Origin of the sequence: Pseudoalteromonas sp. CuT4-3 (assembly GCF_035666335.1) — a bacterium.
GTDB lineage: Bacteria > Pseudomonadota > Gammaproteobacteria > Enterobacterales > Alteromonadaceae > Pseudoalteromonas > Pseudoalteromonas atlantica.
Window position 1 is genome coordinate 2,445,669 of sequence record NZ_CP142030.1, and the last position, 22,946, is coordinate 2,468,614.

20 protein-coding genes are annotated in these 22,946 nt (G+C 42.4%); 8 read left to right on the top strand and 12 right to left on the bottom strand.

Annotated elements, in window-relative coordinates; genetic code table 11:
* Nucleotides 1-2 precede the first annotated feature (2 nt).
* A complete protein-coding gene (dapD, locus tag VOI46_RS11275) occupies nt 3-830 on the top strand; it encodes a 2,3,4,5-tetrahydropyridine-2,6-dicarboxylate N-succinyltransferase (RefSeq protein ID WP_064386073.1) in 828 nt (275 codons plus the stop codon).
* A gap of 328 nt (nt 831-1,158) precedes the next feature.
* Nucleotides 1,159-3,189 (top strand): BCCT family transporter, encoded by a 2,031-nt coding sequence (locus VOI46_RS11280; RefSeq protein WP_004586914.1) that lies wholly within the window; start codon nt 1,159-1,161, stop codon nt 3,187-3,189.
* 87 nt (nt 3,190-3,276) lie between these two features.
* Here the strand turns inward: VOI46_RS11280 and VOI46_RS11285 are convergent, their stop codons facing one another.
* The 8 genes from VOI46_RS11285 to pspA form a co-directional block, all read right to left on the bottom strand.
* Nucleotides 3,277-3,621, bottom strand: a complete 345-nt coding sequence (locus VOI46_RS11285; protein WP_004586913.1) for a 4a-hydroxytetrahydrobiopterin dehydratase — start codon at nt 3,619-3,621, stop codon at nt 3,277-3,279.
* A 38-nt stretch (nt 3,622-3,659) separates the two neighbouring features.
* Entirely contained in the window at nt 3,660-4,457 is a 798-nt protein-coding gene (gene phhA, locus VOI46_RS11290) for a phenylalanine 4-monooxygenase (RefSeq protein ID WP_289076130.1), read from the bottom strand.
* A 237-nt stretch (nt 4,458-4,694) separates the two neighbouring features.
* Complete coding sequence (megL, locus tag VOI46_RS11295; RefSeq protein WP_324738017.1) at nt 4,695-5,876, bottom strand: methionine gamma-lyase; 1,182 nt, start codon at nt 5,874-5,876, stop codon at nt 4,695-4,697.
* Nucleotides 5,877-6,021: 145 nt separating this feature from the next.
* Nucleotides 6,022-7,050, bottom strand: coding sequence for a TIGR01620 family protein (locus VOI46_RS11300; protein WP_004586910.1), 1,029 nt, complete (start codon nt 7,048-7,050; stop codon nt 6,022-6,024).
* Entirely contained in the window at nt 7,047-8,471 is a 1,425-nt protein-coding gene (locus VOI46_RS11305; RefSeq protein WP_324738018.1) for a YcjX family protein, read from the bottom strand. Before VOI46_RS11305 ends, VOI46_RS11300 begins: the two co-directional genes overlap by 4 nt.
* A 57-nt stretch (nt 8,472-8,528) precedes the next feature.
* Nucleotides 8,529-8,930: an envelope stress response membrane protein PspC gene (pspC, locus tag VOI46_RS11310; protein WP_004586908.1), complete on the bottom strand. Its 402-nt coding sequence runs from the start codon at nt 8,928-8,930 to the stop codon at nt 8,529-8,531.
* The gene (gene pspB, locus VOI46_RS11315) at nt 8,927-9,160 is read right to left on the bottom strand and encodes an envelope stress response membrane protein PspB (RefSeq protein ID WP_004586907.1); all 234 of its coding nucleotides are present in this window, start codon (nt 9,158-9,160) and stop codon (nt 8,927-8,929) included. The genes pspC and pspB overlap by 4 nt, the downstream gene beginning before the upstream one ends.
* Nucleotides 9,161-9,227: 67 nt before the next feature.
* Entirely contained in the window at nt 9,228-9,887 is a 660-nt protein-coding gene (gene pspA / locus VOI46_RS11320; RefSeq protein WP_004586906.1) for a phage shock protein PspA, read from the bottom strand.
* A gap of 186 nt (nt 9,888-10,073) precedes the next feature.
* Here pspA and pspF point away from each other — a divergent pair, with 186 nt between their 5' ends.
* Genes pspF through VOI46_RS11350 form a run of 6 tightly spaced genes read left to right on the top strand, consistent with a single transcriptional unit; the run spans nt 10,074 to nt 16,429 of the window.
* Nucleotides 10,074-11,138: a phage shock protein operon transcriptional activator gene (gene pspF, locus VOI46_RS11325; protein ID WP_324738019.1), complete on the top strand. Its 1,065-nt coding sequence runs from the start codon at nt 10,074-10,076 to the stop codon at nt 11,136-11,138.
* Between the two features lie 15 nt (nt 11,139-11,153).
* Entirely contained in the window at nt 11,154-12,761 is a 1,608-nt protein-coding gene (locus VOI46_RS11330) for an ABC transporter substrate-binding protein (RefSeq protein WP_004586904.1), read from the top strand.
* On the top strand, nt 12,761-13,795 hold the full coding sequence (locus tag VOI46_RS11335) for an ABC transporter permease subunit (RefSeq protein ID WP_004586903.1): 1,035 nt from the start codon (nt 12,761-12,763) through the stop codon (nt 13,793-13,795). The genes VOI46_RS11330 and VOI46_RS11335 overlap by 1 nt, the downstream gene beginning before the upstream one ends.
* Entirely contained in the window at nt 13,782-14,675 is an 894-nt protein-coding gene (locus VOI46_RS11340) for an ABC transporter permease subunit (protein ID WP_004586902.1), read from the top strand. The genes VOI46_RS11335 and VOI46_RS11340 overlap by 14 nt, the downstream gene beginning before the upstream one ends.
* Nucleotides 14,676-15,668, top strand: coding sequence for an oligopeptide/dipeptide ABC transporter ATP-binding protein (locus VOI46_RS11345; RefSeq protein WP_004586901.1), 993 nt, complete (start codon nt 14,676-14,678; stop codon nt 15,666-15,668). It begins immediately after the preceding gene.
* The gene (locus VOI46_RS11350) at nt 15,668-16,429 is read left to right on the top strand and encodes an ATP-binding cassette domain-containing protein (RefSeq protein WP_004586900.1); all 762 of its coding nucleotides are present in this window, start codon (nt 15,668-15,670) and stop codon (nt 16,427-16,429) included. The genes VOI46_RS11345 and VOI46_RS11350 overlap by 1 nt, the downstream gene beginning before the upstream one ends.
* Before the next feature lie 112 nt (nt 16,430-16,541).
* On the opposite strand, the gene VOI46_RS11355 is transcribed toward VOI46_RS11350, so the two are convergent.
* From VOI46_RS11355 to clpX, 4 genes are all read right to left on the bottom strand, one after another.
* Nucleotides 16,542-18,443 (bottom strand): SurA N-terminal domain-containing protein, encoded by a 1,902-nt coding sequence (locus VOI46_RS11355; protein ID WP_004586899.1) that lies wholly within the window; start codon nt 18,441-18,443, stop codon nt 16,542-16,544.
* Between the two features lie 172 nt (nt 18,444-18,615).
* On the bottom strand, nt 18,616-18,915 hold the full coding sequence (locus VOI46_RS11360) for an HU family DNA-binding protein (protein WP_286247754.1): 300 nt from the start codon (nt 18,913-18,915) through the stop codon (nt 18,616-18,618).
* A gap of 183 nt (nt 18,916-19,098) precedes the next feature.
* Nucleotides 19,099-21,459, bottom strand: coding sequence for an endopeptidase La (lon, locus tag VOI46_RS11365; protein ID WP_004586897.1), 2,361 nt, complete (start codon nt 21,457-21,459; stop codon nt 19,099-19,101).
* Nucleotides 21,460-21,610: 151 nt separating this feature from the next.
* Nucleotides 21,611-22,894, bottom strand: a complete 1,284-nt coding sequence (gene clpX, locus VOI46_RS11370) for an ATP-dependent protease ATP-binding subunit ClpX (protein ID WP_004586896.1) — start codon at nt 22,892-22,894, stop codon at nt 21,611-21,613.
* Between the last annotated feature and the right edge of the window lie 52 nt (nt 22,895-22,946).

Genomic DNA, 22,946 nt, shown 5'->3' on the forward strand with positions numbered 1-22,946 from the left:
CCATGTCAGATTTAAAAACCATGATAGAAAACGCCTGGGATAACCGCGATAGCATTAGCCCAAGCAGCGTATCTAGCGATGTAAAACAAGCGATTATTGACGCACTAGAGCTTCTTGATAGCGGCGCAGCCCGTGTTGCTGAAAAAATATCAGGCGAATGGGTCGTACACCAATGGCTTAAAAAAGCCGTTTTATTATCGTTCCGTATTCGCGATAACCAACCAATGAACGACGGCGTAAACCAGTTTTACGATAAAGTACCGCTTAAATTTAGCGACTACACACCGGAGCAATTTCAGCAAGGTGGCATGCGCGTAGTGCCAAATGCTGTAGCACGTAAAGGCAGCTTTGTAGGTAAAAACGTCGTACTTATGCCATCGTATGTGAACATTGGGGCATTTGTAGATGAAGGCACCATGGTTGATACATGGGCAACTGTTGGCTCGTGTGCACAAATTGGTAAGAACGTACACTTATCGGGCGGCGTGGGCATAGGCGGCGTTTTAGAGCCACTACAAGCTAACCCTACCATCATTGAAGACAACTGCTTTATTGGCGCACGCTCTGAAATTGTTGAAGGTGTAGTAGTAGAGGAAGGCGCTGTTATTTCAATGGGCGTTTACATTAGCCAAAGCACCCGTATTTACGACCGTGAAACCGGCGAAATTCACTACGGCCGCGTACCTGCAGGCGCTGTAGTTGTGCCAGGTGCATTACCATCAAAAGATGGCACTCACAGCCTATACGCTGCAATTATCGTGAAAAAGGTAGATCAACAAACACGCGAAAAAGTAGGCATCAACGCCCTACTACGCTCAATTGATGATTAAAAGAAGCGATAAGCTTTTAGCTGTAAGCCCTAAGCTGATTGGTGTTAAACGTAGGTTGGGTTGAGTGAAACGAAACCCAACGACACATTAAAGCTTAGTGTTTTAGCAAAATTAAGAAAGCTCTAAGCCCTTTGGGTTTAGAGCTTTTCTGTTTAGATTAGAGTTTATCTCTTAAATAGCTAAACCGTTGGGTTTCTCTGTGCTCAACTCAACCTTAATTCAAAGCAATATACGTTTACAAACAAACGACTGAATTAGCCAACACACCCAAGATATAATAAGGTAGTAAAGCATACTTGAAAGTTAGCAATTAATATTAAGGATTAATATGACAAAAACTGCTTTACGCTCAACTATTTTGCTACCGGTATTTTTGCCCGCGGTATTTATTATTCTGCTTTTGGTCATTGGTACAAGTAGCAACCCTGAACTGGCAGGGCAAGCATTCAGTGTCGCCCTCAAGTGGATAACAGAAACCTTTGGCTGGTTTTATATGTTATCAGTTGCCATCTTCTTAGTTTTCATCGTTTGTGTTGCCGCCTCCAGCTGGGGAAATATCAAGCTAGGGCCTGATCATGCGCAACCGCAATACAGCTTTGGCGAATGGTTTGCCATGCTATTTTCGGCCGGTTACGGAGTCGCATTACTTTATTTTGGTGTAGCAGAACCCGTGCTCCATTATGCATCTCCGCCCGCGGGCGCCGCAGAAACCGTTGATGCCGCTAAGCAGGCTATGCAAATTGCATTTTTTCATTGGGGTTTTCATATATGGGCAATTTATGGGATTGTTGGTTTAGTGCTTGCTTACTTTGCATTTCGCCACGGCCTTCCGCTGTCTATTCGCTCAGCCTTGTATCCACTTATTGGTGATAAAATATATGGCCCTATTGGACACACTGTTGATGTGTTTGCCATATTAGGCACGCTATTTGGTATTGCCACAACGTTAGGGCTTTCGGTTACTCAAATTAATGCCGGGTTGCACTACTTATGGCCAAGCATCCCTATTAATACCACGGTACAAATTACCGCTATTGTTATTATTACCGCAGCGGCAACGCTTTCTGTGGTGGCAGGTATGGATAAAGGAGTGAAGCGTTTATCTATAATAAACATGACACTCGCCGTATCATTAATGGCCTTTGTGTTTTTTATTGGCCCGACTATTCATATTCTTGAATCGTTTTTACAAAATACCGGCAGCTACCTCAGTGGTATTGTTGAGCGTACTTTTAATTTACAAGCCTATAGCCGTAGTGATTGGATTGGTAACTGGACCCTATTTATATTTGGCTGGACTATAGCGTGGGCACCCTTTGTTGGTATGTTTATCGCTAAAATTAGCCGCGGCAGAACCATTAGGCAATTTGTTGTGGGCGTGATGCTAGTTCCGACTATTTTTACCTTTTTATGGTTTTCTGTATTTGGCGATACCGCGCTAAATTTAATAATGAATGAAGGGTTTAATACTTTAATAACCGATGTTCAAGCAAACCATGCCGTTGCGCTATTTCAATTATTTGAAGTGCTACCGTTATCGTTTATTATTTCGCTACTAACGGTTATCTTAATTATTACCTTTTTTGTAACCTCATCTGACTCGGGCTCGTTAGTTATTGACTCCCTCGCCTCTGGCGGGAGTATTGATACGCCTGCATGGCAACGGGTGTTTTGGGCTGTGCTTGAAGGCGCTGTGGCTGCTGTTTTATTAGTAGCAGGTGGGCTAAGTGCACTACAAACTATGACAATAGCCAGTGCCCTACCCTTTGCTATTATTATGCTTATTGCAACCGCGGGACTTTGGCGCGCACTTACCATTGAAGGCCATCGCGATACGAGCTTACAAGCACATGCGCTCAATAGCCGTAATGTTAACCTATCTCATTGGAAGCGCCGGTTAGCCGCTATGGTTAATTATCCGAATAAGGAAAAAGTGCATACCTTCATCAGTAGTGTGGTGGTACAAGCAATGCAAGCTGTACAAGCAGAATTAAAAGCGCGCCAGTGGCATGCCGAGGTAGATTTTGATACTGACTTAGGCCGCGCCCATTTAACCGTACTACGCCATGAACATGTTGATTTTGTGTATGATATTCGCCTTACTGAGCACCCAATGCCAAGCTTTGCCTATACAGAGCTAAAACCGGATGCTGATAACTCCGAGATGTATTACAAGGCAGATGTTTTCTTACGCCGCGGTGGGTTATCTTACGATGTATATGGCTACAGTGAAGATGATATTGTGAAGGACATTCTTGATCAATTTGAGAATTACTTGCACTTTTTAGGTAACAGCCCAGGGGAACTTCCGTGGGATATGGCCGAACACGATGACATGTTAAATAGCGACAAACCTTAAATAAGCGCTTTATTTAACAGCGCAATTTTGATGCAATAAAAAAGGCACTGAAAAGTGCCTTTTTAGTCTGCTCAATTAATTTTTTAATTACAGCGCGTTAAATACGTCGTCTGTTTTAGCTGCGCAAATAAAATCGTTTTTGTGCAGGCCTTTAATTGAATGGCTCCACCACGTTACGGTTACTTTGCCCCACTCGGTTAATAAACCAGGGTGATGGCCTTCATCTTCTGCCATATCACCTACTTTATTGGTAAACGCCATAGCTTGTTTAAAGTTTTTAAACTTATAAACACGCTCAAGTTGCATAATGCCGTCGCGTACCTCTGGTACCCAGTCTGGAATTTTTGTAATAAGTTGGGCAAGCTCTTCCTCAGATACCTTTGGCGCATCTACGTGACAGGCTTCGCATTTTTGTTCACTTAATGAAGACATTTTAAATCCTTACTTTAGCGTTTCTTTTTAAATTAAAGTTAACCGGCTAATTTTTCTTTAGGTGGAAATTTTGGGTCGTGCAAACCAAGCGCTTTAGCTTGCTCAACCAAAGTCATAATATCCATTTGCGATATATCAAACAGATCATGAATCGAATTTATGGTGTAGTACTGTGGTTGCATAATATCAATGCGGTACGGCGTACGCAGCACATCAATTACGCTCATAGGCGTTATCTCTGGTGTATCTGAATACACGTACTGGGTTTCACCTGGGCTTGATAATATACCACCGCCATATATACGCAGGCCGTTTTCGGCTTGCATTAAACCAAACTCAACCGTAAACCAATACATACGTGCAAGGTATACACGATCTTTTTTCTGCGCTGCATACCCTAGCTGGCCGTATTTGTGTGTGAATTCGGCAAAGTCAGGGTTTGTTAGCATAGCGCAGTGGCCAAATATTTCATGGAAAATGTCAGGCTCTTGCAGGTAGTCAAACTCTTCTCGACTACGAATAAACGTCGCTACCGGAAATTGTTTGTTTGCCAATAACCTAAAAAATTCATCAAAATCGATAAGCGCAGGTACAGGCGCTACTTGCCAACCGGTGGTGGCAAGAAGCACTTCGTTAAGTTCGCTTAACTGCGGAATACGATCGTGTGGTAGGTTTATTTTTTTAAGCCCATCCATGTACTCATCACAAGCTTTGCCTTCTATGCACGCAAGTTGGCGCGTAACAAGCTCAGACCAAATTTTGTTTTCTTCTTCGCTCCAATGAATAACACCGTTTTCATCGGGTGTTTTAGAGGTGTATTTACTTGCTTTAGCCATAATAACCTTCTTGGGGTTAAGCCCTAAATGTGTGTCAGTGTGATACTCAAGATTAGTGAATATCTAATGCTGCCATACTATGCAAAAGTGAAGAAAAGTTTAATAGTTAGGCGGATATCTACATTTAGCACGATCCCCTAAAGTGTACATATAAAATTACACCACCGGCATTAATATTATACAACCAATAAAATGAAGGCGTTAAGGGTAAATTTATCTGTACAGAAATAAATACACCTAACAAATTAATGTAAAAGCTTGGTTTAAGTCGTCAATAATATCGTTAACATCTTCAAGCCCTACAGAGAGTCTTATTAAGCCATCACTTATGCCTGCGGCTGCTCGCTCCTCGGGTGTGTAAGGAGAATGCGTCATTGATGCAGGGTGCTGAATAAGCGTTTCGGCATCACCTAAACTTACAGCAAGTGTGCAAAGCTTCATGCTATCTATAAACTGCGCTCCTTGAGCAAGGCTGCCTTTAATTTCAAATGCAATAACGCCGCCTGCGGCTTTCATTTGCTTGCCTATATATTTGTTGCCGGGGTGCGATTTAAGTCCAGGGTAATAAACAATATTAACCTGTGGGTGCGTCTCTAAATATTCGGCAACCGATTGCGCGCTTTGGCAATGGCGCTCCATGCGTATAGCTAAAGTTTTTAATCCGCGATTAATAAGCCATGCGTCGTGCGGGCTTATGGTGGCACCAATATCTTTAAGTACCGTCATTTTTATTAAGGTAATGTGCTCATGCGTTCCACACACAAGCCCCGCTACTACATCGCCATGGCCGTTTAAGTACTTAGTGGCACTGTGTACAATAATATCTATGCCGTACTGCTTAGGTGATTGCAGCAGTGGCGTTAAAAAGGTGTTGTCGACCACACTAATTAAATTATGTTGCTTAGCGAACGCGCCAATTAAGGCTAAATCAATGACTGCCATTGTGGGGTTGATTGGCGTTTCTACAAATATCATTTTTGAATTAGGTTTTATAGCAGCGCGAAGCTCGCCTTCGTTGGTCATATCAACAAAAGTTACTTCAATTCCCCAGCGCGGTAACATGTGAGCAAAAAACGCAAAAGTACATCCATACAATGCACTTGATGCAATTAAATGATCGCCCTGCGATAAAAAGCTTAATACCGACGCCGAGACAGCCCCCATACCTGTAGCGGTAGCAGCAGCAGCTTCGCAGCCCTCTAACTGTGCTACTTTTTGCTCAAGTTCGGTGGTGGTTGGGTTACCTAGGCGGGTGTAAATATAACCGAGCTCATCGCCTGCAAAACGCGCGGCACCTTGTGCTGCATTTTCAAAATGAAAGGTAGAGGTTTGATACAAAGGCGACGTGAGTGCGCCGTGCGGATCGTTTGCTTTTTGCGGGCCATGAATACATTGGGTATTAATATGCTGCTTGCTCATTGTGTGATCTCGTTTTTATTATGTGTGTCAATTACATAAATAAAACGCACCGCAGTTTAAATCACAAGCATGCCGGATGCTCAGATGGCTATTTGTGCAAAAACCGCTCAGTGCGGTTTTGTACACAAATATTGCCACTGCTACTTTAGGTCGTTGGCTCGGCCTTTTTACGGTTCATAATTTTGCTGGCAATACTTTGCACTGTGCCTTTTAACAAGCTGCGTTTGTTTTCAAGCCTTGGTAATGGGCGGCTAAGCTCCATTGCTTTGTAACCAATACGTGCTGTAAAAATACCGGCGCTTACACCTTGCGCTGCACGCCCCGAAAGCTTACCTAAAAGCTCAGCACTGAGTGCTGTGGCTGCTAAATCAGATACAAGTTCAGCACTGCCTACAAACATAACTTGCTTTATAAGCATACGGTAGAGCTTAATGCGGCTTGCGTAACCAAAACCAATGCCATAAATTTTACCAATTTGCTCTATTAACTTAGTACCGCGCCAAAGCACCGCCATCATGTCCACCAGCGCAAGGGGGCTTAGGGCAACAAGCAACGCTGACTCTGTCGCAAAGCGGTTTATAAGCTTTTTAGCTTGCGTGTCTTGCGTTATAAGCAAGCTATTTGCGTAAAGGGTCATTATTTCTTTATCGCTATGATGGGTAGCCACTTGGTTTTTAAACGCTTCGAAGTTGTCTAGTTGTTGGTGCTTGTTTAGTTTTTCAAGCCAGGGTAATGCGCCACCTACTTGCTCACTATTTAAGAGTCTGTCGGCTTCTTGGCGGTGTAACTGATTACGCTTTAAACTGCGCAGCATTCTGTATTCGCGCCATAGCATGCGCCCAATTAGCAACACACCGCTTACTACCGCCGTTAAATACACGCCGCCTAAAATGACCGACTGCTGAAACGCAAACACTAACGAATAAGCAAACTCAAGTAGCACGAGCACTAAAAAGCTTACAGCAAACACCCCTTTCAGCGTTTGCCATTTAGACTTTTTATATACCGGCTCTAGGTCTATTTCTTCATCAAGAAGTTCATCTTCAGGCTCTTCAATGTATTCACTTTGACCCTGGGTAATTATTTTTGCAGGAGCAAGCGTCGCCTCAACCTGCTCATCAGCTTGGCTATCAATTCGCCTACCTGCTTGGAAAGTTTGCTGTGTGTCGTTCATGATAATTTGTCTCCTAACAAGTACTGCATCACATGATCAAGGCGAATATGCTTAAGTTGCTTATCGGGGTTTGGCATAGGCGCAAACGATAAAAACTCAAAGCCCTGCGCTGGCCACTCATTTTTATTAAGCATGCGCTTTGGTGGCTGTGGGGGTAAATAAGTAAGCCAATCTTGCTCGTTTAATGGTTTACCATAAATACAATCAAGCGTTTGGCCTTTATCGGCCACTTGGCGCGGCTGCGTTGCTGCAATTGACGACATTGCCATGGTTTCTATTTGTACGCCATCAAACTTTAAGTGATTACTTTGCTCATGCACTAGCGAGTCAAGTAGTAGTGCTAAATCTTTATGATGCTTTGCACTTATGTGATCTGACTTATTTGCAGCAAATAGTATTTTATCTATGTTGGGTTTAAATAAACGCTTAAAAAAGCCCGACTCGCCATAATTAAAATGTGCGAGTAATTGGTTTATTACACTACTTTGCTCTTGGAGTGTTTCGTGGCCTTCGTTTAAAGCGCTGAGTACATCTACCAACACAATTTGGCGGTCAAAGTGTTTAAAGTGCTCATTATAAAATGGCTTAACCACCTCTTTTACATAGGCGTTAAAGCGTTTAATTAAATGCGCTAAGTTAGAGCCGGGCACTACCTCATCACTTTTTATATGCTGCGCATTTACCGGAAAAAACAACAAAAGCGGCGCACCTTGTAAGTCGCCAGGCATTAGCATGCGCCCAGGTTGTAACATGGCAAGCTTAGTATCTTTTTTAAGGCCCACCAGCATACTTTGATAAAGCGCCGCAATGTGTGCAAGCAAGCCTTCATCTACAGGCGCATTTAAATCAAGCTGTTCAAACGCGTTTAAAAATTCTGTAGAGGTATTCACACGTGGGTGCTGTAGTAACAGCGGGTATTGTTGCTCGCACCATTGACTATAGCTTTGCTCAAGCATGGGTAAATCAAGTAGCCACTCACCAGGGTAGTCGATAATGTCTAAATACAGCGTAGATTGCGGCGAAAAATGCCCACGCAACCCAGATGCGCTTTGGTATTTAATTGCTAAACGCAGGGTGTTAATACGCTCAGTTGATGCAGGCCATGTAGGCATCCCATCAGTTGGGAGCAAGGCATTAAGCGCGCGCGGATAGTCAAACGTAGGAACTTTTAACGCCTCTTGCGGCACCACTTTAGTGGCTATATGGCGGTGCTCTCGCATTACATCAAAAAACGGTAAGTTTTTATCATCGCTTTGTGTTGTAAGGTGCTTAACAAGTGCGGTAATAAACGCGGTTTTACCACTGCCACTTAGGCCGGTTACGGCCAATTTTACGTGTTGATCTAAACTGCGATGAAGGGCTTTTTGGGCTGAACCTTTAATACTTTTAAAGGTTTTTTTGGCAAATGAAGTGCTACTCATAATGGGCTAGCACTTCATTGATGCTGTTAATCACCGAACAAAGTGCTATTAAATCCTTTAAAGTTTGTTGATTTCACGGCTAACCGTAAACTCGCTTGAAGTAACATGGCGCTCCATATCTTGAAGACGCGTGTCTATTCGCGTTAAACGCTCTTTTAAGTCTTGCAATGCGCGGCGCGGTGGCTCGCCTTTTTGCCATACTTTAAATTTAACTTCTAGCGGATCGTCAGTTTTAGTTGAGCTACTAGTATGTATAGTTGTGGGGTCTTTTTTATCTAAAATAAACCACGCTGCAATATACGCTACCACAAATAATGGGCCACCCGTTAGCAGTACCGCACTAACAAAAATAATGCGAACTAACCATAACTCCATATTAAAGTAGTCACTTAATCCCGCACATACACCGGCGATTTTACCGCGCTGTGGGTCTCTTAATAATTCGCGTTTGGCACTCATACTTTGCGTCTCCATTGTGGTGACTCTTGATCGAGTAATGCTTCAAGGGTTTCTACTCTATCAGCCATTTTTTCGGCCTTGTGGGCAAGTTCCAATAACTGGCGATGTTCATGCTCACTTAACCCTTGGCTCACTTGCTTTTTGCTACGGTAGTGCAAAATTAACCACAGTGGCGCAACAAAAATCATGAACAAGATAAATGGTGCAATTAGTATCTCTGGATCAAACATAATCCTCTCCTGACAATCCGTAATCGATGTTTTAAGCAGTGGGGCACTTTAAGTACCCCTTTATAAGTTATTTATCAGCTAGCTTCTTTTTAAGTTCGGCAAGCTCATCATCTATCTTTTCATTTTTTTGTAGGTCGGCAATTTCATCTGCAAGCGACTTTTTACCTAAATCGTAAGACTCTATTTGAGATTCTAGTCCATCAATTTTAGTTTCGTAGCGCTCAAAGCGATTAAGTGCATCTTCTACTTTAGAGCTATCAAGGGCTTTTTTCACTTCAAGGCGCGACTCAGCCGAACGTTGACGTAAAATAATTGCCTTTTGACGTGCTTTAGCATCGGCTAGCTTTTCTTGTAGAGTGGTGACTTCTTGCTGAAGTTTCTCAATATGAGACTCTACATGCTCAAGCTCAGACTCTACTGCTGCGACTGCTTCTGCCGATTTTTGCTTTTCTAGTAATGCTGAACGCGCTAAATCGTCGCGGTCTTTACTTAGTGCAAGCTCTGCTTTGTCTTGCCAATCACTTACTTGTGCTTTTAGTGTGTCTACACGACGTACTAATTCTTTTTTCTCAGCCAGTGTTTTAGCTGACGTAGAGCGCACCTCTACCAATGTGTCTTCCATCTCTTGGATAATAAGACGAACCATTTTTTCTGGGTCTTCTGCTTTATCTAAAATGGCATTGATATTAGAATTAACAATGTCTGCAAAACGTGAAAAAATTCCCATAACATTTACCTCTGTAATATAAACTTAGTTGGTCTGCTGTAACTAGTATCAATATGCTTGCCAACTTTTTAAAATCTAAAATACACTTTATTTTCATTAAGTTAAACTAAATATACAAATTCCTTTAGTTATCCCTGATTATGAAATACACTAACTGTTAGCAAAAATGACCAAGAGTTAGGAAAAATGAGCCAATATCGCCAACAGGATAATTTACTCGGCCAATCTGATAGCTTTTTAGCTGTACTTGATCAGGTATCGCAGTTAGCTAATTTAGATAAGCCAGTGCTTATTATTGGCGAGCGAGGAACCGGTAAAGAGCTTATAGCCGCCCGTTTACATTTTTTATCAAAGCGTTGGGATCAAAACTACGTAAAGCTTAACTGTGCAGCCCTTAACGAAAACCTCCTCGAAAGCGAATTATTTGGTCATGAAAGCGGTGCTTTTACCGGGGCAAGTAAACGTCACGAAGGTCGCTTTGAGCGCGCTAACAGCGGTACCTTATTTTTAGATGAGCTGGCTAATACATCGGCCATGGTACAAGAAAAGCTTCTGCGCGTTATAGAATACGGTGAATTTGAGCGGGTTGGTGGTAAACACACCGTAAAGGTAGATACTCGTTTAGTGTGTGCCACCAACGAAGATTTACCCCACCTTGCTGAACAGGGCGAATTTAGAAGTGACTTACTTGACCGCTTAGCCTTTGATGTAATTACCCTGCCACCACTGCGCGAACGTCAAGACGATATTATGCTACTCGCTGAGCAATTTGCGATGAATATGGCACGCGATTTAGAGTGGGAGTTATTTAGTGGCTTTACCCGCAGCGCCACCGAAGCCCTGCTAAATTACGATTGGCCGGGTAATATACGCGAGCTTAAAAATGTAGTTGAGCGAAGCTTGTATCGTCATGGTAATGAGCATATCCCCGTTCACCAGATTATTTTAGACCCGTTTGAAAGCCGTTTTAGACCCAAAGCACGCATTAAAGCTCCTATTGCAACACCGCCTGCCCCAGCTGAGCCTACAACACTAGCCACACCTGTTAGCGAGGTTAGTAACGAGCTTAGCGCCCCAATTGAATTTCCGTGTAGCTTAAAAGAGCGCTCTAACGAATTTGAAATAAATATGATTAATAAAGCCCTTGAGCATAGCCAATTTAATCAAAAGAAAACTGCAGAAGTACTCGGTTTAACGTATCATCAATTACGTGGTTATCTTAAAAAATACAATTTATTAGAAGATAAATAGTTAGAGGTTATGCGAGTGCATAAAATACTACTTGTTTTACTAGCCAGCACCTTAACAGGCTGCTTTGATAGTAAAGAAGAAATAATAGAAGAGAAAAACCAAGGCCTCGTTTATTGCGCCGAAGCGAACCCTGTGTCGTTTAATCCGCAAGTAACAACCACTGGCTCAACTATTGATATTATTGCTAATCAGTTATTTGACCGTTTAATTAGTATTGACCCCGTTACTGCAGATTTTAAAAGTGAGCTGGCAACCGATTGGAAAATTAGCAACGATGGAAAGTCGGTCACCTTTACGCTGCGTAAAGGCGTAAAATTTCATTCTACCTCGTACTTTACCCCTACTCGCGATTTTAACGCTGATGATGTTATTTTTACCTTTAGCCGATTATTTGACGTTTACAACCCGTACCATTTTGTAGGCGATGCAAACTACCCGTATTTTCAAAGTGTGGGGCTCGATCAGCTTATTCGTAAAATTGTACGCGTGTCTGACTATCAAGTGCGCTTTGAGCTATTTCACCCAGAAAGCAGTTTTTTAACGAACATGGCCACCGACTTTGCCGTGGTGCTGTCGCAAGAATACGCAATGCAATTAAAAGCGCGAGATCAAACTAATTTATTCGATCAGTACCCTATTGGCACAGGCCCCTACATTTATAAAGAGTACCGACGCGATCACTTAGTGCGCTTTTACCGCAACCCCCTTTATTGGAAGCACGATGTTGCCCTTGAACAGCTGGTATACGACATTACGACAAACGGCACTACACGCATAGCAAAAATGCTCACTAAAGAGTGCGATGTAACCTCACACCCAAGTAGCGCACAACTGAGTATTTTAGCGCAACGAGACGATATAAACGTTGAAAAAGAAACCAATTTAAATATTGGTTATTGGGCCTTTAATACTGAGCGCGCCCCTTTTGATGACATTAGAGTGCGCAGAGCCCTTGCGCATGCAATTGATATAGACAAAATAATGCAAGCCGTTTATTACGGTAATGGTATACGCGCGCAATCTATTTTACCGCCGACTTCGTGGGGCTTTGAACCACAAGAAAACATGCCTATGTTTGACCCAGAGCTAGCTAAAAAACTACTCATAGAAGCGGGGTTACCTAATGGCTTTGATATGACCATTTGGGCAATGCCGGTGAGTCGAATATACAATCCTAATGCCCGCAAAATGGCTGAGCTGATGCAAAGCGATTTACGCAAAATAGGTGTTAATGTAAGTATTGTTGAATACGAGTGGAATACTTTTATTCAGCGTATAGGTGAGCACCGCCACGATAGCGTATTACTCGGCTGGGCTGCCGATACCCCCGATCCAGATAACTTTTTTAGCCCATTGCTAAGCTGCACCGCCACTTTTAGCGGTAAAAACCCAGCCAATTGGTGTAACCCACAGTTTGACTTATTGCTTACCCAAGCGCTCGACACCACCGATTTAAGCTTACGCAAGCAGTATTACGATCAGGTTCAAGCGCTCATTGTTGATCAGCTCCCGTTAGTGCCTATTGCTCATGGTATGCGTTTTCAAGCAAATAGTGCCGATGTAGAAGGGATAACCCTTGGCCCATTTGGGGCGATTTCACTCGCAAATGCGAGGAAAAAATAATGATACTTGACTATATATTACGCCGCCTTGGCTTATTTTTGTTTATGATTTTAATGCTAAGCATATTTACCTTTTCGCTTAGCTACTTGTTCCCAGGGGATCCGCTTAGCAACCTAAGTGGCATTCCTAGCGGTAATTTTTCTCAGCACAGTGAGCTTGAAGATAAATACATGTATGACAGCAACTACGTTATGCAGTATTTAGCGTTTTTAGGGCGTATATTTCAAGGTGATTGGGGCGTGTCGTTTGCCTCGGGAGATAACGTTTTTCAGCACATTTTAGATTTAATTCCAGCAACTTTAGAACTGTGTGTTTATGCGCTTATTGTATCGGTTGTGGTAGGTGTACCAGCGGGCATTTTGGCTTCAGCATACACACGCCGTTGGCCAGATAAATTAATTAGCTCTACCACCATGATTGGTTACTCTATTCCGGTTTTTTGGTTAGCGCTGTTACTTATTATGATTTTTTCGCTCAAGCTGGGCTGGTTTCCTATGTCGGGTAGAATGGGGTTACTATTTGAAATACCGCCTAATACCGGGTTTATATTAATCGATATTATGCTCGCAGGCTTCCCGTACAAAGGTGAAGCATTTATAGATGCACTGCATCACTTAACATTGCCGACCATAGTACTGGCCATGTTTCCTACCACTGTTTTAGTGCGCTTTACCCGCGACTCTATGCTTAAAGTAATGGATCAAAGCTTTATAAAAACAGCCAGGGCAAAAGGCCTTAATCGCCGCCAATTAATCATGCATCATGCGCTGCGCAATGCGCTATTGCCGGTAATAAAACAAATAGGGCTGCAATTTAGTACGCTTATTACGCTTGCCATGATAACCGAAGTTATTTTTTCTTGGCCGGGTATTGGCCGTTGGCTAATCGATAGTATTTACCAACGAGACTACCCTGCTATTCAAGGCGGTTTAATGGCGGTGTCTATGTTTGTTATTATTGCCACTATTGTTGCCGAGCTTACATATACTCTGTTCGACCCAATTTCGCGGAATCAGGCACATGGTAAAGTTTAAATTATTTTCTGAAGAGTCGAATAAATCGCCGCTGGCGCGTTTTTGGCGCAAATTTAAAAACAATCACCCCGCCTTGGTGGGATTATGGATTTTTATGGCGTTTGCGCTATTGGCCGCCAGTGCGCCCTTTTTAGCGCCGTATGGAGTTAACCAGCAACATAGCGATGCTTTACTTATACCGCCATCATGGCGAGAAATGGGTGATGTGCGCTTTATTTTGGGCACCGATGATTTAGGACGCGATGTACTCTCGCGCTTAATGAATGGCGCAACCTACACGTTTGGCTTATCGGTGGTGGCTGCATTTATTACCACCATTATTGGTGTGCTTGTTGGCACTTTTGCCGGCATTAGCCGCGGCCTTCGTTCAAGCTTTTTAAATCACTTGCTTGATATCACGCTCTCTATTCCGTCTTTGCTATTGGCGATTATTATTATTGCAGTGCTTGGGCCGGGCTTAATGAATACAGTGTGGGCCATTATACTGGCGTTATTACCGCAATTTATTCACTCTATTCGTAATTTAATTGTTGATGAGCTAAGTAAAGACTACATTACCGCTTTTAAGCTTGATGGTGCCTCTAACTGGCATATTTTGTCGCGGGGTATTTTTCCTAATATTTATGAGCACATTGTGGTTATTTTTACCACCGCGCTTTCTACTGCTATTTTAGATATTGCTGCCTTAGGCTTTTTAAAACTTGGTGCACAGCCCCCTACAACCGAATGGGGCGCCATACTGGCTGAGAATTTAGGCCTTATATATTTAGCACCTTGGACCGTTGCGCTACCGGGTGTATTATTATTTTTAGCGGTTTTGTCTACCAATTTAGTAGGTGATGGCCTACGAAAAGTGCTTAAAGCACGTAAGGCTGATTAAATGCAATTACTCGACGTTAGAAATTTAACCATAGAGCTGCGTACCTCTGAAACGGTGATTCGCGCTGTAGACAGAGTCAGCTTTAGCCTAAAAGAAGGCGAAGTACATGGCTTGGTGGGTGAGTCGGGCTCAGGTAAAAGCTTAATAGCCAAAGCCATTGTTGGGGTACTTAACGAACGCTGGCATATAACAGCCGATAGAATGCATTGGCGCGGTGTTGATTTAATGCGCTTAACCCCAGAGCAACGAAGAAAAACAGTCAGCCAAGACATTGCGATGATTTACCAAGACCCTAGCCGCTGCCTTGACCCAACCGCTAAAATATTTGACCAAATAGCCGAAACACTGCCTGAAACATCCACTAAAGGCTTTTTTTTAAAGCGCAATAGAGAACGTAAAGACCGCGTAAAAGCACTTATCCATAAAGTGGGTATTAAAAACCACGATGCTGTGCTTGATAGTTACCCGCACGAGCTCTCAGAAGGCGTGTGCCAAAAGGTCATGATTGCCATGGCCATAGCGCGCACTCCTAAGCTACTAATTGCTGATGAGCCGACTACAGCGCTTGAAAGCACCACCCGTGCACAGGTATTTAGGTTGCTAAAAAGCTTAAATCAATTAAAAAATATGTCTATTTTGATGATTTCTCATGAGCTTGAAGAAATAGCCGACTGGTCGCACGGTATTCATGTTTTATATTGTGGGCAAATGGTTGAAGCCGGCCCTACACAACGTATTTTTCGCCAGCCTCGCCACCCTTACACGCAAGCGTTATTAAAAAGCTTACCCAATTATGAGCAAGGCTTAGCACACAAAGAACCCTTTTATGCACTTAAAGGCACTATCCCTACTTTGCAACATTTACCTATAGGTTGTCGATTAGGCCCACGCTGCCCTCAAGCACAAAAAGAATGTGTAATTACCCCTGCACTTACTAAGCACCATGGGCACAGCTATGCGTGTCATTTTCCGCTTATTAAGGAGATGAAGTAATGCAACCGGTATTAAAAGTACAAGCGCTTTGTAAAACCTTTAACATACGTGCCGGTTTATTTAGCCGCAAAAAATTTGAGGTACTAAAAAATATCTCTTTTTGTGTGGGCAAAGGCGAAACAATCGCAGTAATCGGTGAAACCGGTGCGGGTAAAAGTACACTCGCTAAATTACTCGCAGGGGCCGATAGCGCTGACAGTGGGCAAATTTTATTAGAAAGTAACATTATTGAAGATGACGGCGTGCGCGATGATCAATGTCGACATATCCGCATGATATTCCAAGACTCCGCTGCCTCGCTCAACCCAGGTCTCACCATAGGTGATATGCTAGATGATTGCTTGCAGTATAATACCGATTCAGACCAACTAGCTCGCCAAGAAAAAATAGATGCCACGCTTTCCAAAGTGGGACTGCTAATCGATCATCAACATTATTACCCTCACATGTTTAGTGTAGGCCAATTGCAGCGTGTAGCGTTGGCGCGGGCGCTCATTTTAGACCCTAAAGTGGTGGTGCTTGATGAAGCGCTATCGGCTTTAGATCCCTCCGTCCGTGCGCAAACAGTTAACTTATTACTTAAGCTGCAAAAAGAAACCGGTCTAACTTATGTACTCATTACGCACCATTTAAGTTTAGTGCGCCATATCAGCGATCAACTAGTGGTGCTTGAAAAAGGTGAGGTAGTAGAATATGGGCGTACCGAAGAGGTGTTTCAAAATCCGCAATCAAAAGTAACACAACGCCTAATTTGCTGTTAATACTAAGCTTATATTTATAAGCAATACTGCCTAATCATTTTACTAAGCACATTGAAGTTATAAAAAAGGCGCGTTACTTATAAAGTAACGCGCCTTTTTTAATGCGTCGCGATTATTCTGCTGCTTGCTCTACCACAGGTAGGTTTAGCTCAGCTTTAGCCTTTAAAGACTCAATAAACGCTAAGTAGTTTTTGTTAGCTTGCGCCATAGTAATATTTTGCTGTACTTGCGGGTCGATATTTGCGGTTACTTGCGCATCGCTTACCGATTTAAGTGCAACAATTGCCGCATCGCCGTTGTTTAAATCAACCACATCTGTGCTTGGTGCATCATTAGGACGAGGCATTTTAAACGCTTGCGTTACAATAGCAGGCGAAACCGTGTAGCTTTGACGCGTTAAGCTCGCTTCTTCACGTACCGTTAGGTTTTGCTCACTGGCCACATCGCTTAGCGTTTTACCTGCTTGGACTTGTGCAAATAACTCACGTGCTTTTTCTTTAGCAAGTGTTGATGCTTTTTCATTAACTAAACGTGTTTTGATTTGCTCACTCACTTGCGCAAGCGGTTTAGTTGCAGATGGCTCGTATTTATTTACACGTACTACAATAACGTGCTCATCACCTAGCTCAATCACTTCTGAGTTTACTTTATCTTCAAGTAATTCTACTGAGAACAACTGTGAAATTACCGCAGGTGTATTAAGTGGCTCTGGCAATGCATTACGTGCAACAAGTGGCGTGGTTTTAACTTCAACGTCTGCCACTTCTGCTGCATCGTCTAAACGGTCAGAAATCTCAAATGCTAAGGCACCCATTTCTGTTTGCTTTTCGTAAAACGCATCTACTTTTTCAGTTTGCTCAAGCTCTGCACGTAAGTCGGCTTTTACGTCGTCATACGCTTTCACTTGCTCTGGCTGTAAGTCAGTAAGTTTAATAATGTGATAACCAAACTCTGATGCTACAACTTCTGAAATATCACCTTTGTTTTGAAGCGCAAATGCAGCATCTTCAAAAGCTGGGTCCATTACATCGCGCTCAATCCACTCTAGGTCGCCGCCCATTTCGCCACTCACAACATCATCAGATGATGACTCTGCAAGCTGTGCAAAATCAGCACCTTGCTCTAACTGCTCATGTAATGCGTTGGCTTTTTCAAGCGCGGCATCATCATCTTCGCTGTTATCAATTAAAATGTGCGATACACGGCGTTTTTCAGGCTCGATGTATTGTGCTTTATTTTGCTCATAATACGCTTTTACGTCGTCTTCTGTTAGCGACTCTACGGTGATATCTTGTGCTTTAAGCTCAATGTAATCAACCGATACACGCTCTGGCGATAAAAATTGTGATGCGTTTAGCTCGTAGTAATCAGCAATTTCTTGCTCAGATACGTCTACGTTTGCTTGTAACGCTTCTTTGCTTAACACAAGGTAGTCTATGCTACGCGTTTGCTGCTGCAGGGCTGCAGCGCGTTTAAGCTCGTTTTCAAGTGCAAACTCAGTACCAGCAACCGCAGACACTAATTGGCTGCGTGTCATGTCTTTACGTAAGTACTCACGAAAAGCATCTGGTTGAAAGTTCATTTGACGAATTACTTGTAGGTAACGGTCGTTATTGAATTTTTCACCAATTTGAAAGTACGGTAGTTCTAAAATTGTTTTACGTACGCTGTCGTCGCTTACGCGAAGGCCTAAATCTGCCGCTAATTGTGATTGCAATTCTTGTTGTACTAAGCGGTCAATTACACCTTGACGAATTTGCGCCATGTAATTTGGATCTGCACTGATTTGTGCAAAGTATTCGCCAAATTGTTGCTCTAAACGGCTACGTTCGTTTTGATAAGCACGATTAAATTCGGTTTGGCTAATTTTAATTCCATTTACTTCAGCAACGGGTTGTTCTGGGGTTTGACCTAAGTAACTACCGATCCCTGCTAAGGCAAAAGATAAAATCACCGCGCCTAAAATTATTTTGGCTACAGGACCCTGTGAGCCCTCTCTGATTTTCTCAAGCATTTGTTTATCTCTTATTGATCAAGGTATTTTACCTTGTCATATGTAAAAAAAGCGTATCTTACCAGATACGCTTTTTCACTTGAAGTAACTGGCGGTGAAGTTACTTAATTCATCGATTAGGATAATTAAGTTTATATACACTCGCCATAACTAATCTGTATTTAAACAGTGATTAGTTTACTGCGTCTTTCAGCGCTTTACCGGCTTTGAAAGAAGGAATATTTGCCGCAGCGATTTGGATAGTTTCACCAGTTTGTGGGTTACGGCCTGAACGAGCAGCACGCTCGCGTACTGAGAAAGTACCAAAACCTACAAGTGCAACTGAATCGCCATCTTTAAGCGCTCCAGATACAGACTCGATGAATGAATCTAGTGCACGACCTGCAGCCGCTTTAGAAATGTCAGCGTCAGCTGCGATTTGATCGATTAATTGAGATTTATTCACAATATCATCCTCTTTCATTGTTATTATCAAGAGCGATTGTTTTTTAAACTAACATCACTTTTTTGAAAATTTTAGAGCAAACTTTTAATGCTCACATGATTATATTTTTCTTAAGCCTAGGCCCCATAAGGGCTAGGCTCGAAAACCAGTGCTTAACTTATCATACCGATTAGATTTGAAAAGCCCTTTAAAGCACTTTTTTTGGGTTTTTTATTGGTTTTTCGGTGTTTCGACTGAAAAACTCTCAACAGGATGCACTAAAGCTAACTTTAATACTTCATCAATCCATGTAACTGGGTGAACATCTAAGCCTGCCAGTACGTTATCTGGGATCTCTTTTAAGTCACGTTCGTTAATTTTAGGAATGATGACTGTTTTAATTCCACCACGGTGTGCAGCAAGTAGTTTCTCTTTTAAACCACCAATAGGCAGTACTTCACCGCGCAGTGTTATTTCACCTGTCATTGCTACATCGGCTTTAACGGGGTTACCTGTTAAGCTCGATACTAAACCCGTTACCATTGCTGCACCGGCGCTTGGACCATCTTTAGGGGTCGCACCCTCTGGTACATGCACATGAATGTCGCGTTTTTCGTAAAAATCGTTATTAATACGGAACGTATCAGCACGATTACGAACCACCGTCATGGCCGCTTGTATCGACTCTTGCATTACATCGCCCAGTGAGCCTGTGTAGCTTAGCTTGCCTTTACCTGGCACAGCAGCACATTCAATGGTCAGTAAATCGCCGCCTACTTCGGTCCACGCTAAGCCTGTTACCTGGCCAATGCGATCGCCGTCTTCAGCTTTACCGTAGTCGTAGCGCTGTACACCTAAAAACTCTTCTAGGTTATCTTGATTGATAGTGACTGTTTTAGTCTCTTTATCAAGTAAGATATTTTTAACGGCTTTACGGCATAGTTTAGATACTTCGCGCTCTAAATTACGTACGCCCGCTTCACGCGTGTAGTAACGAATAATGCCAATAATTGCACTGTCTTCTATTACTAGCTCAGAAGGTTTTAAACCATTGCGTTTGACTTGCTTAGTAATTAAGTGCTCTTTTGCAATGTTTAGCTTTTCATCTTCGGTGTAACCCGATAAGCGAATAACTTCCATTCTGTCCAATAATGGACCAGGGATATTAAAGCTGTTTGATGTTGCTACAAACATTACATCCGATAAATCGTAGTCTACTTCTAAGTAGTGATCAGCAAAGTGGCTGTTTTGCTCCGGATCTAGCACCTCTAATAGTGCTGATGCTGGGTCGCCGCGCATATCAGATGACATTTTGTCGATTTCATCTAACAAGAATAATGGGTTTTTAACGCCCACTTTTGTCATGTTTTGAATCAGCTTACCTGGCATAGAGCCAATGTAAGTACGACGATGACCACGAATTTCAGCTTCGTCACGTACGCCACCTAATGCCATACGAACATATTTACGACCCGTAGAGCGTGCAATAGACTGCCCTAGTGATGTTTTACCAACACCCGGTGGTCCTACTAAACATAAAATAGGCCCTTTGAGCTTATTAGTACGTTGTTGCACCGCGAGGTATTCAATTATGCGTTCTTTAACTTTATCTAAGCCGTGGTGATCGCTATCAAGAATTTTTTGCGCGCCTGCTAAGTCTTTTTTCACTTTCGAGCGTTTTTTCCATGGTACGTTAATTAACGTATCAATGTATGAACGCACTACAGTGGCCTCTGCAGACATTGGCGACATCATTTTAAGCTTATTAAGCTCAGCTGATGCTTTTTCTTTCGCTTCTTCTGGCATACCTGATTCTTCAATACGCTTTTTAAGCGCTTCAAATTCGTCAGGTACATCATCAAGCTCACCAAGTTCTTTTTGAATGGCTTTCATTTGCTCGTTGAGGTAGTACTCGCGCTGAGACTTTTCCATCTGCTTTTTCACGCGGGTACGAATTTTTTTCTCAACTTGCAATAAGTCTATTTCACCTTCCATCAGTGCCATTAAGTATTCTAAGCGCTCTGTAACGCTTGAAATCTCTAACACTTTTTGTTTTTCAGGCACTTTTAATGGCATATGCGCTGCCATTGTATCGGCAAGGCGTGCTGGCTCATCAATACCTGAAACAGAGGTTAATACCTCAGGTGGAATTTTTTTATTAAGTTTTACATAGCCTTCAAACTGGCTAACAGCGCTGCGGATGAAAATATCTTGTTCTTGCTCATCCACTGAATCAGATTCGATGAACTGAGCATTCGCTACAAAAAACTCATCGTTATCTACAAATTCTTCAATTTGTGCGCGCTGCGTACCTTCAACTAAAACTTTAACTGTACCGTCTGGTAACTTTAATAACTGAAGTACAGTAGCAATAGTACCGATACGGTAAATATCGTCTTGCTCAGGTTCGTCTACAGTTGCATCTTTTTGTGCAACCAAGAAAATTTGTTTGTCTTTATCCATTGCCGCTTCGAGGCATTTTATTGATTTTTCACGGCCTACAAAAAGCGGGATCACCATGTGCGGATATACCACAACATCGCGCAGTGCTAACACTGGGATTTCGACTCGATCGGTTCTCTCAAGCGTCATTATAGTTTCTCTTCGCACTTCATTTATTTAAAAGATTACTCAAGTATATGGGGATAATCTAATTAAAGTTCAACAATTTTCCCCAACTCGTTCAAATTAATTATAAAAAAAGGAGCCTAAGGCTCCTTTTTTTATACAAATAGCTTAAAAACTACTCTGATGCAGCTTTATCTTGATTATTGTTTTCATAAATCAAGATTGGGTCAGATTCACCTTTAATCACGGTTTCATCTATAACCACTTTGCTTACATCATCCATTGATGGCAGCTCATACATAGTATCAAGGAGTACGCCTTCAACAATTGAGCGAAGTCCGCGAGCACCTGTTTTACGCTCCATTGCTTTGTGAGCAATAGCGCTTAGTGCATCATCACGGAACTCTAATTCAACGTCTTCCATACCAAACAATACAGAGAACTGTTTAGTAATGGCGTTTTTAGGTTCACTAAGTATTTGTACAAGTGCCGCTTCATCAAGCTCAGTTAATGTAGCAACAACAGGTAAACGACCAATAAACTCAGGAATTAAGCCGTACTTAACTAAATCTTCTGGCTCTACGTCTTTAAATGTTTCGCTTAAAGAACGGCTCGACGCTGACTCTTTAACGTTAACACCAAAGCCAATTCCGGTATTTTTATGGCTACGCTGTTCGATTACTTTATCTAGGCCTGCAAATGCACCACCACAGATAAATAAAATCTTAGAGGTATCAACCTGTAAAAACTCTTGCTGCGGGTGCTTACGACCACCTTGTGGTGGTACTGAGGCAACCGTGCCTTCAATTAGTTTAAGCAGCGCTTGTTGTACGCCCTCACCCGACACGTCACGTGTAATAGATGGGTTATCTGATTTACGCGAAATTTTGTCAATTTCATCAATGTAAACAATACCACGTTGCGCTTTTTCTACGTCGTAGTCACATTTTTGTAGCAGTTTTTGAATGATGTTTTCTACATCTTCACCTACATAACCGGCTTCGGTTAGTGTAGTTGCATCTGCCATAGTAAACGGTACATCAAGTAAACGCGCAAGTGTTTCTGCCAGTAATGTTTTACCACTACCTGTAGGGCCAATAAGCAAAATGTTACTTTTACCTAGTTCTACTTCTTGCTTTGTAGATTGGTTGCGTAGGCGCTTGTAGTGATTGTATACCGCTACAGACAATACTTTTTTAGCATGGTCTTGACCAATTACGTAGTCATCTAAGTGATTACGAATTTCTTTTGGCACAGGTAGTTTATCAGACGAATTATGCTTAGGAGCAATGTCTTTGATTTCTTCCCTGATAATATCGTTACACAGCTCTACACATTCATCACAAATGTATACTGAAGGACCTGCAATTAATTTACGCACTTCGTGTTGGCTTTTGCCACAAAAAGAGCAGTATAACAATTTATTACTTTTGTCGCCGTCTGTAGGAGTGTCAGACATTCAGCTACCTCTTTTATACGTTGGCTGCCAAATAAGGTTGGCAACTATTTCA

What these genes read in the sequence shown, in the direction of transcription:
- VOI46_RS11285 (WP_004586913.1), bottom strand. Translation starts at nt 3,621, where the DNA reads ATGTCTTCATTAAGTGAACAAAAATGCGAAGCCTGTCACGTAGATGCG.
- pspA (WP_004586906.1), bottom strand. Translation starts at nt 9,887, where the DNA reads ATGGGAATTTTTTCACGTTTTGCAGACATTGTTAATTCTAATATCAAT.
- VOI46_RS11345 (WP_004586901.1), top strand. Translation starts at nt 14,676, where the DNA reads ATGCAATTACTCGACGTTAGAAATTTAACCATAGAGCTGCGTACCTCT.
- VOI46_RS11350 (WP_004586900.1), top strand. Translation starts at nt 15,668, where the DNA reads ATGCAACCGGTATTAAAAGTACAAGCGCTTTGTAAAACCTTTAACATA.
- clpX (WP_004586896.1), bottom strand. Translation starts at nt 22,894, where the DNA reads ATGTCTGACACTCCTACAGACGGCGACAAAAGTAATAAATTGTTATAC.
- megL (WP_324738017.1), bottom strand. Translation starts at nt 5,876, where the DNA reads ATGAGCAAGCAGCATATTAATACCCAATGTATTCATGGCCCGCAAAAA.
- VOI46_RS11340 (WP_004586902.1), top strand. Translation starts at nt 13,782, where the DNA reads ATGGTAAAGTTTAAATTATTTTCTGAAGAGTCGAATAAATCGCCGCTG.
- dapD (WP_064386073.1), top strand. Translation starts at nt 3, where the DNA reads ATGTCAGATTTAAAAACCATGATAGAAAACGCCTGGGATAACCGCGAT.
- VOI46_RS11280 (WP_004586914.1), top strand. Translation starts at nt 1,159, where the DNA reads ATGACAAAAACTGCTTTACGCTCAACTATTTTGCTACCGGTATTTTTG.
- VOI46_RS11335 (WP_004586903.1), top strand. Translation starts at nt 12,761, where the DNA reads ATGATACTTGACTATATATTACGCCGCCTTGGCTTATTTTTGTTTATG.
- pspB (WP_004586907.1), bottom strand. Translation starts at nt 9,160, where the DNA reads ATGTTTGATCCAGAGATACTAATTGCACCATTTATCTTGTTCATGATT.
- pspC (WP_004586908.1), bottom strand. Translation starts at nt 8,930, where the DNA reads ATGAGTGCCAAACGCGAATTATTAAGAGACCCACAGCGCGGTAAAATC.
- VOI46_RS11355 (WP_004586899.1), bottom strand. Translation starts at nt 18,443, where the DNA reads ATGCTTGAGAAAATCAGAGAGGGCTCACAGGGTCCTGTAGCCAAAATA.
- lon (WP_004586897.1), bottom strand. Translation starts at nt 21,459, where the DNA reads ATGACGCTTGAGAGAACCGATCGAGTCGAAATCCCAGTGTTAGCACTG.
- VOI46_RS11300 (WP_004586910.1), bottom strand. Translation starts at nt 7,050, where the DNA reads ATGAACGACACACAGCAAACTTTCCAAGCAGGTAGGCGAATTGATAGC.
- VOI46_RS11305 (WP_324738018.1), bottom strand. Translation starts at nt 8,471, where the DNA reads ATGAGTAGCACTTCATTTGCCAAAAAAACCTTTAAAAGTATTAAAGGT.
- pspF (WP_324738019.1), top strand. Translation starts at nt 10,074, where the DNA reads ATGAGCCAATATCGCCAACAGGATAATTTACTCGGCCAATCTGATAGC.
- phhA (WP_289076130.1), bottom strand. Translation starts at nt 4,457, where the DNA reads ATGGCTAAAGCAAGTAAATACACCTCTAAAACACCCGATGAAAACGGT.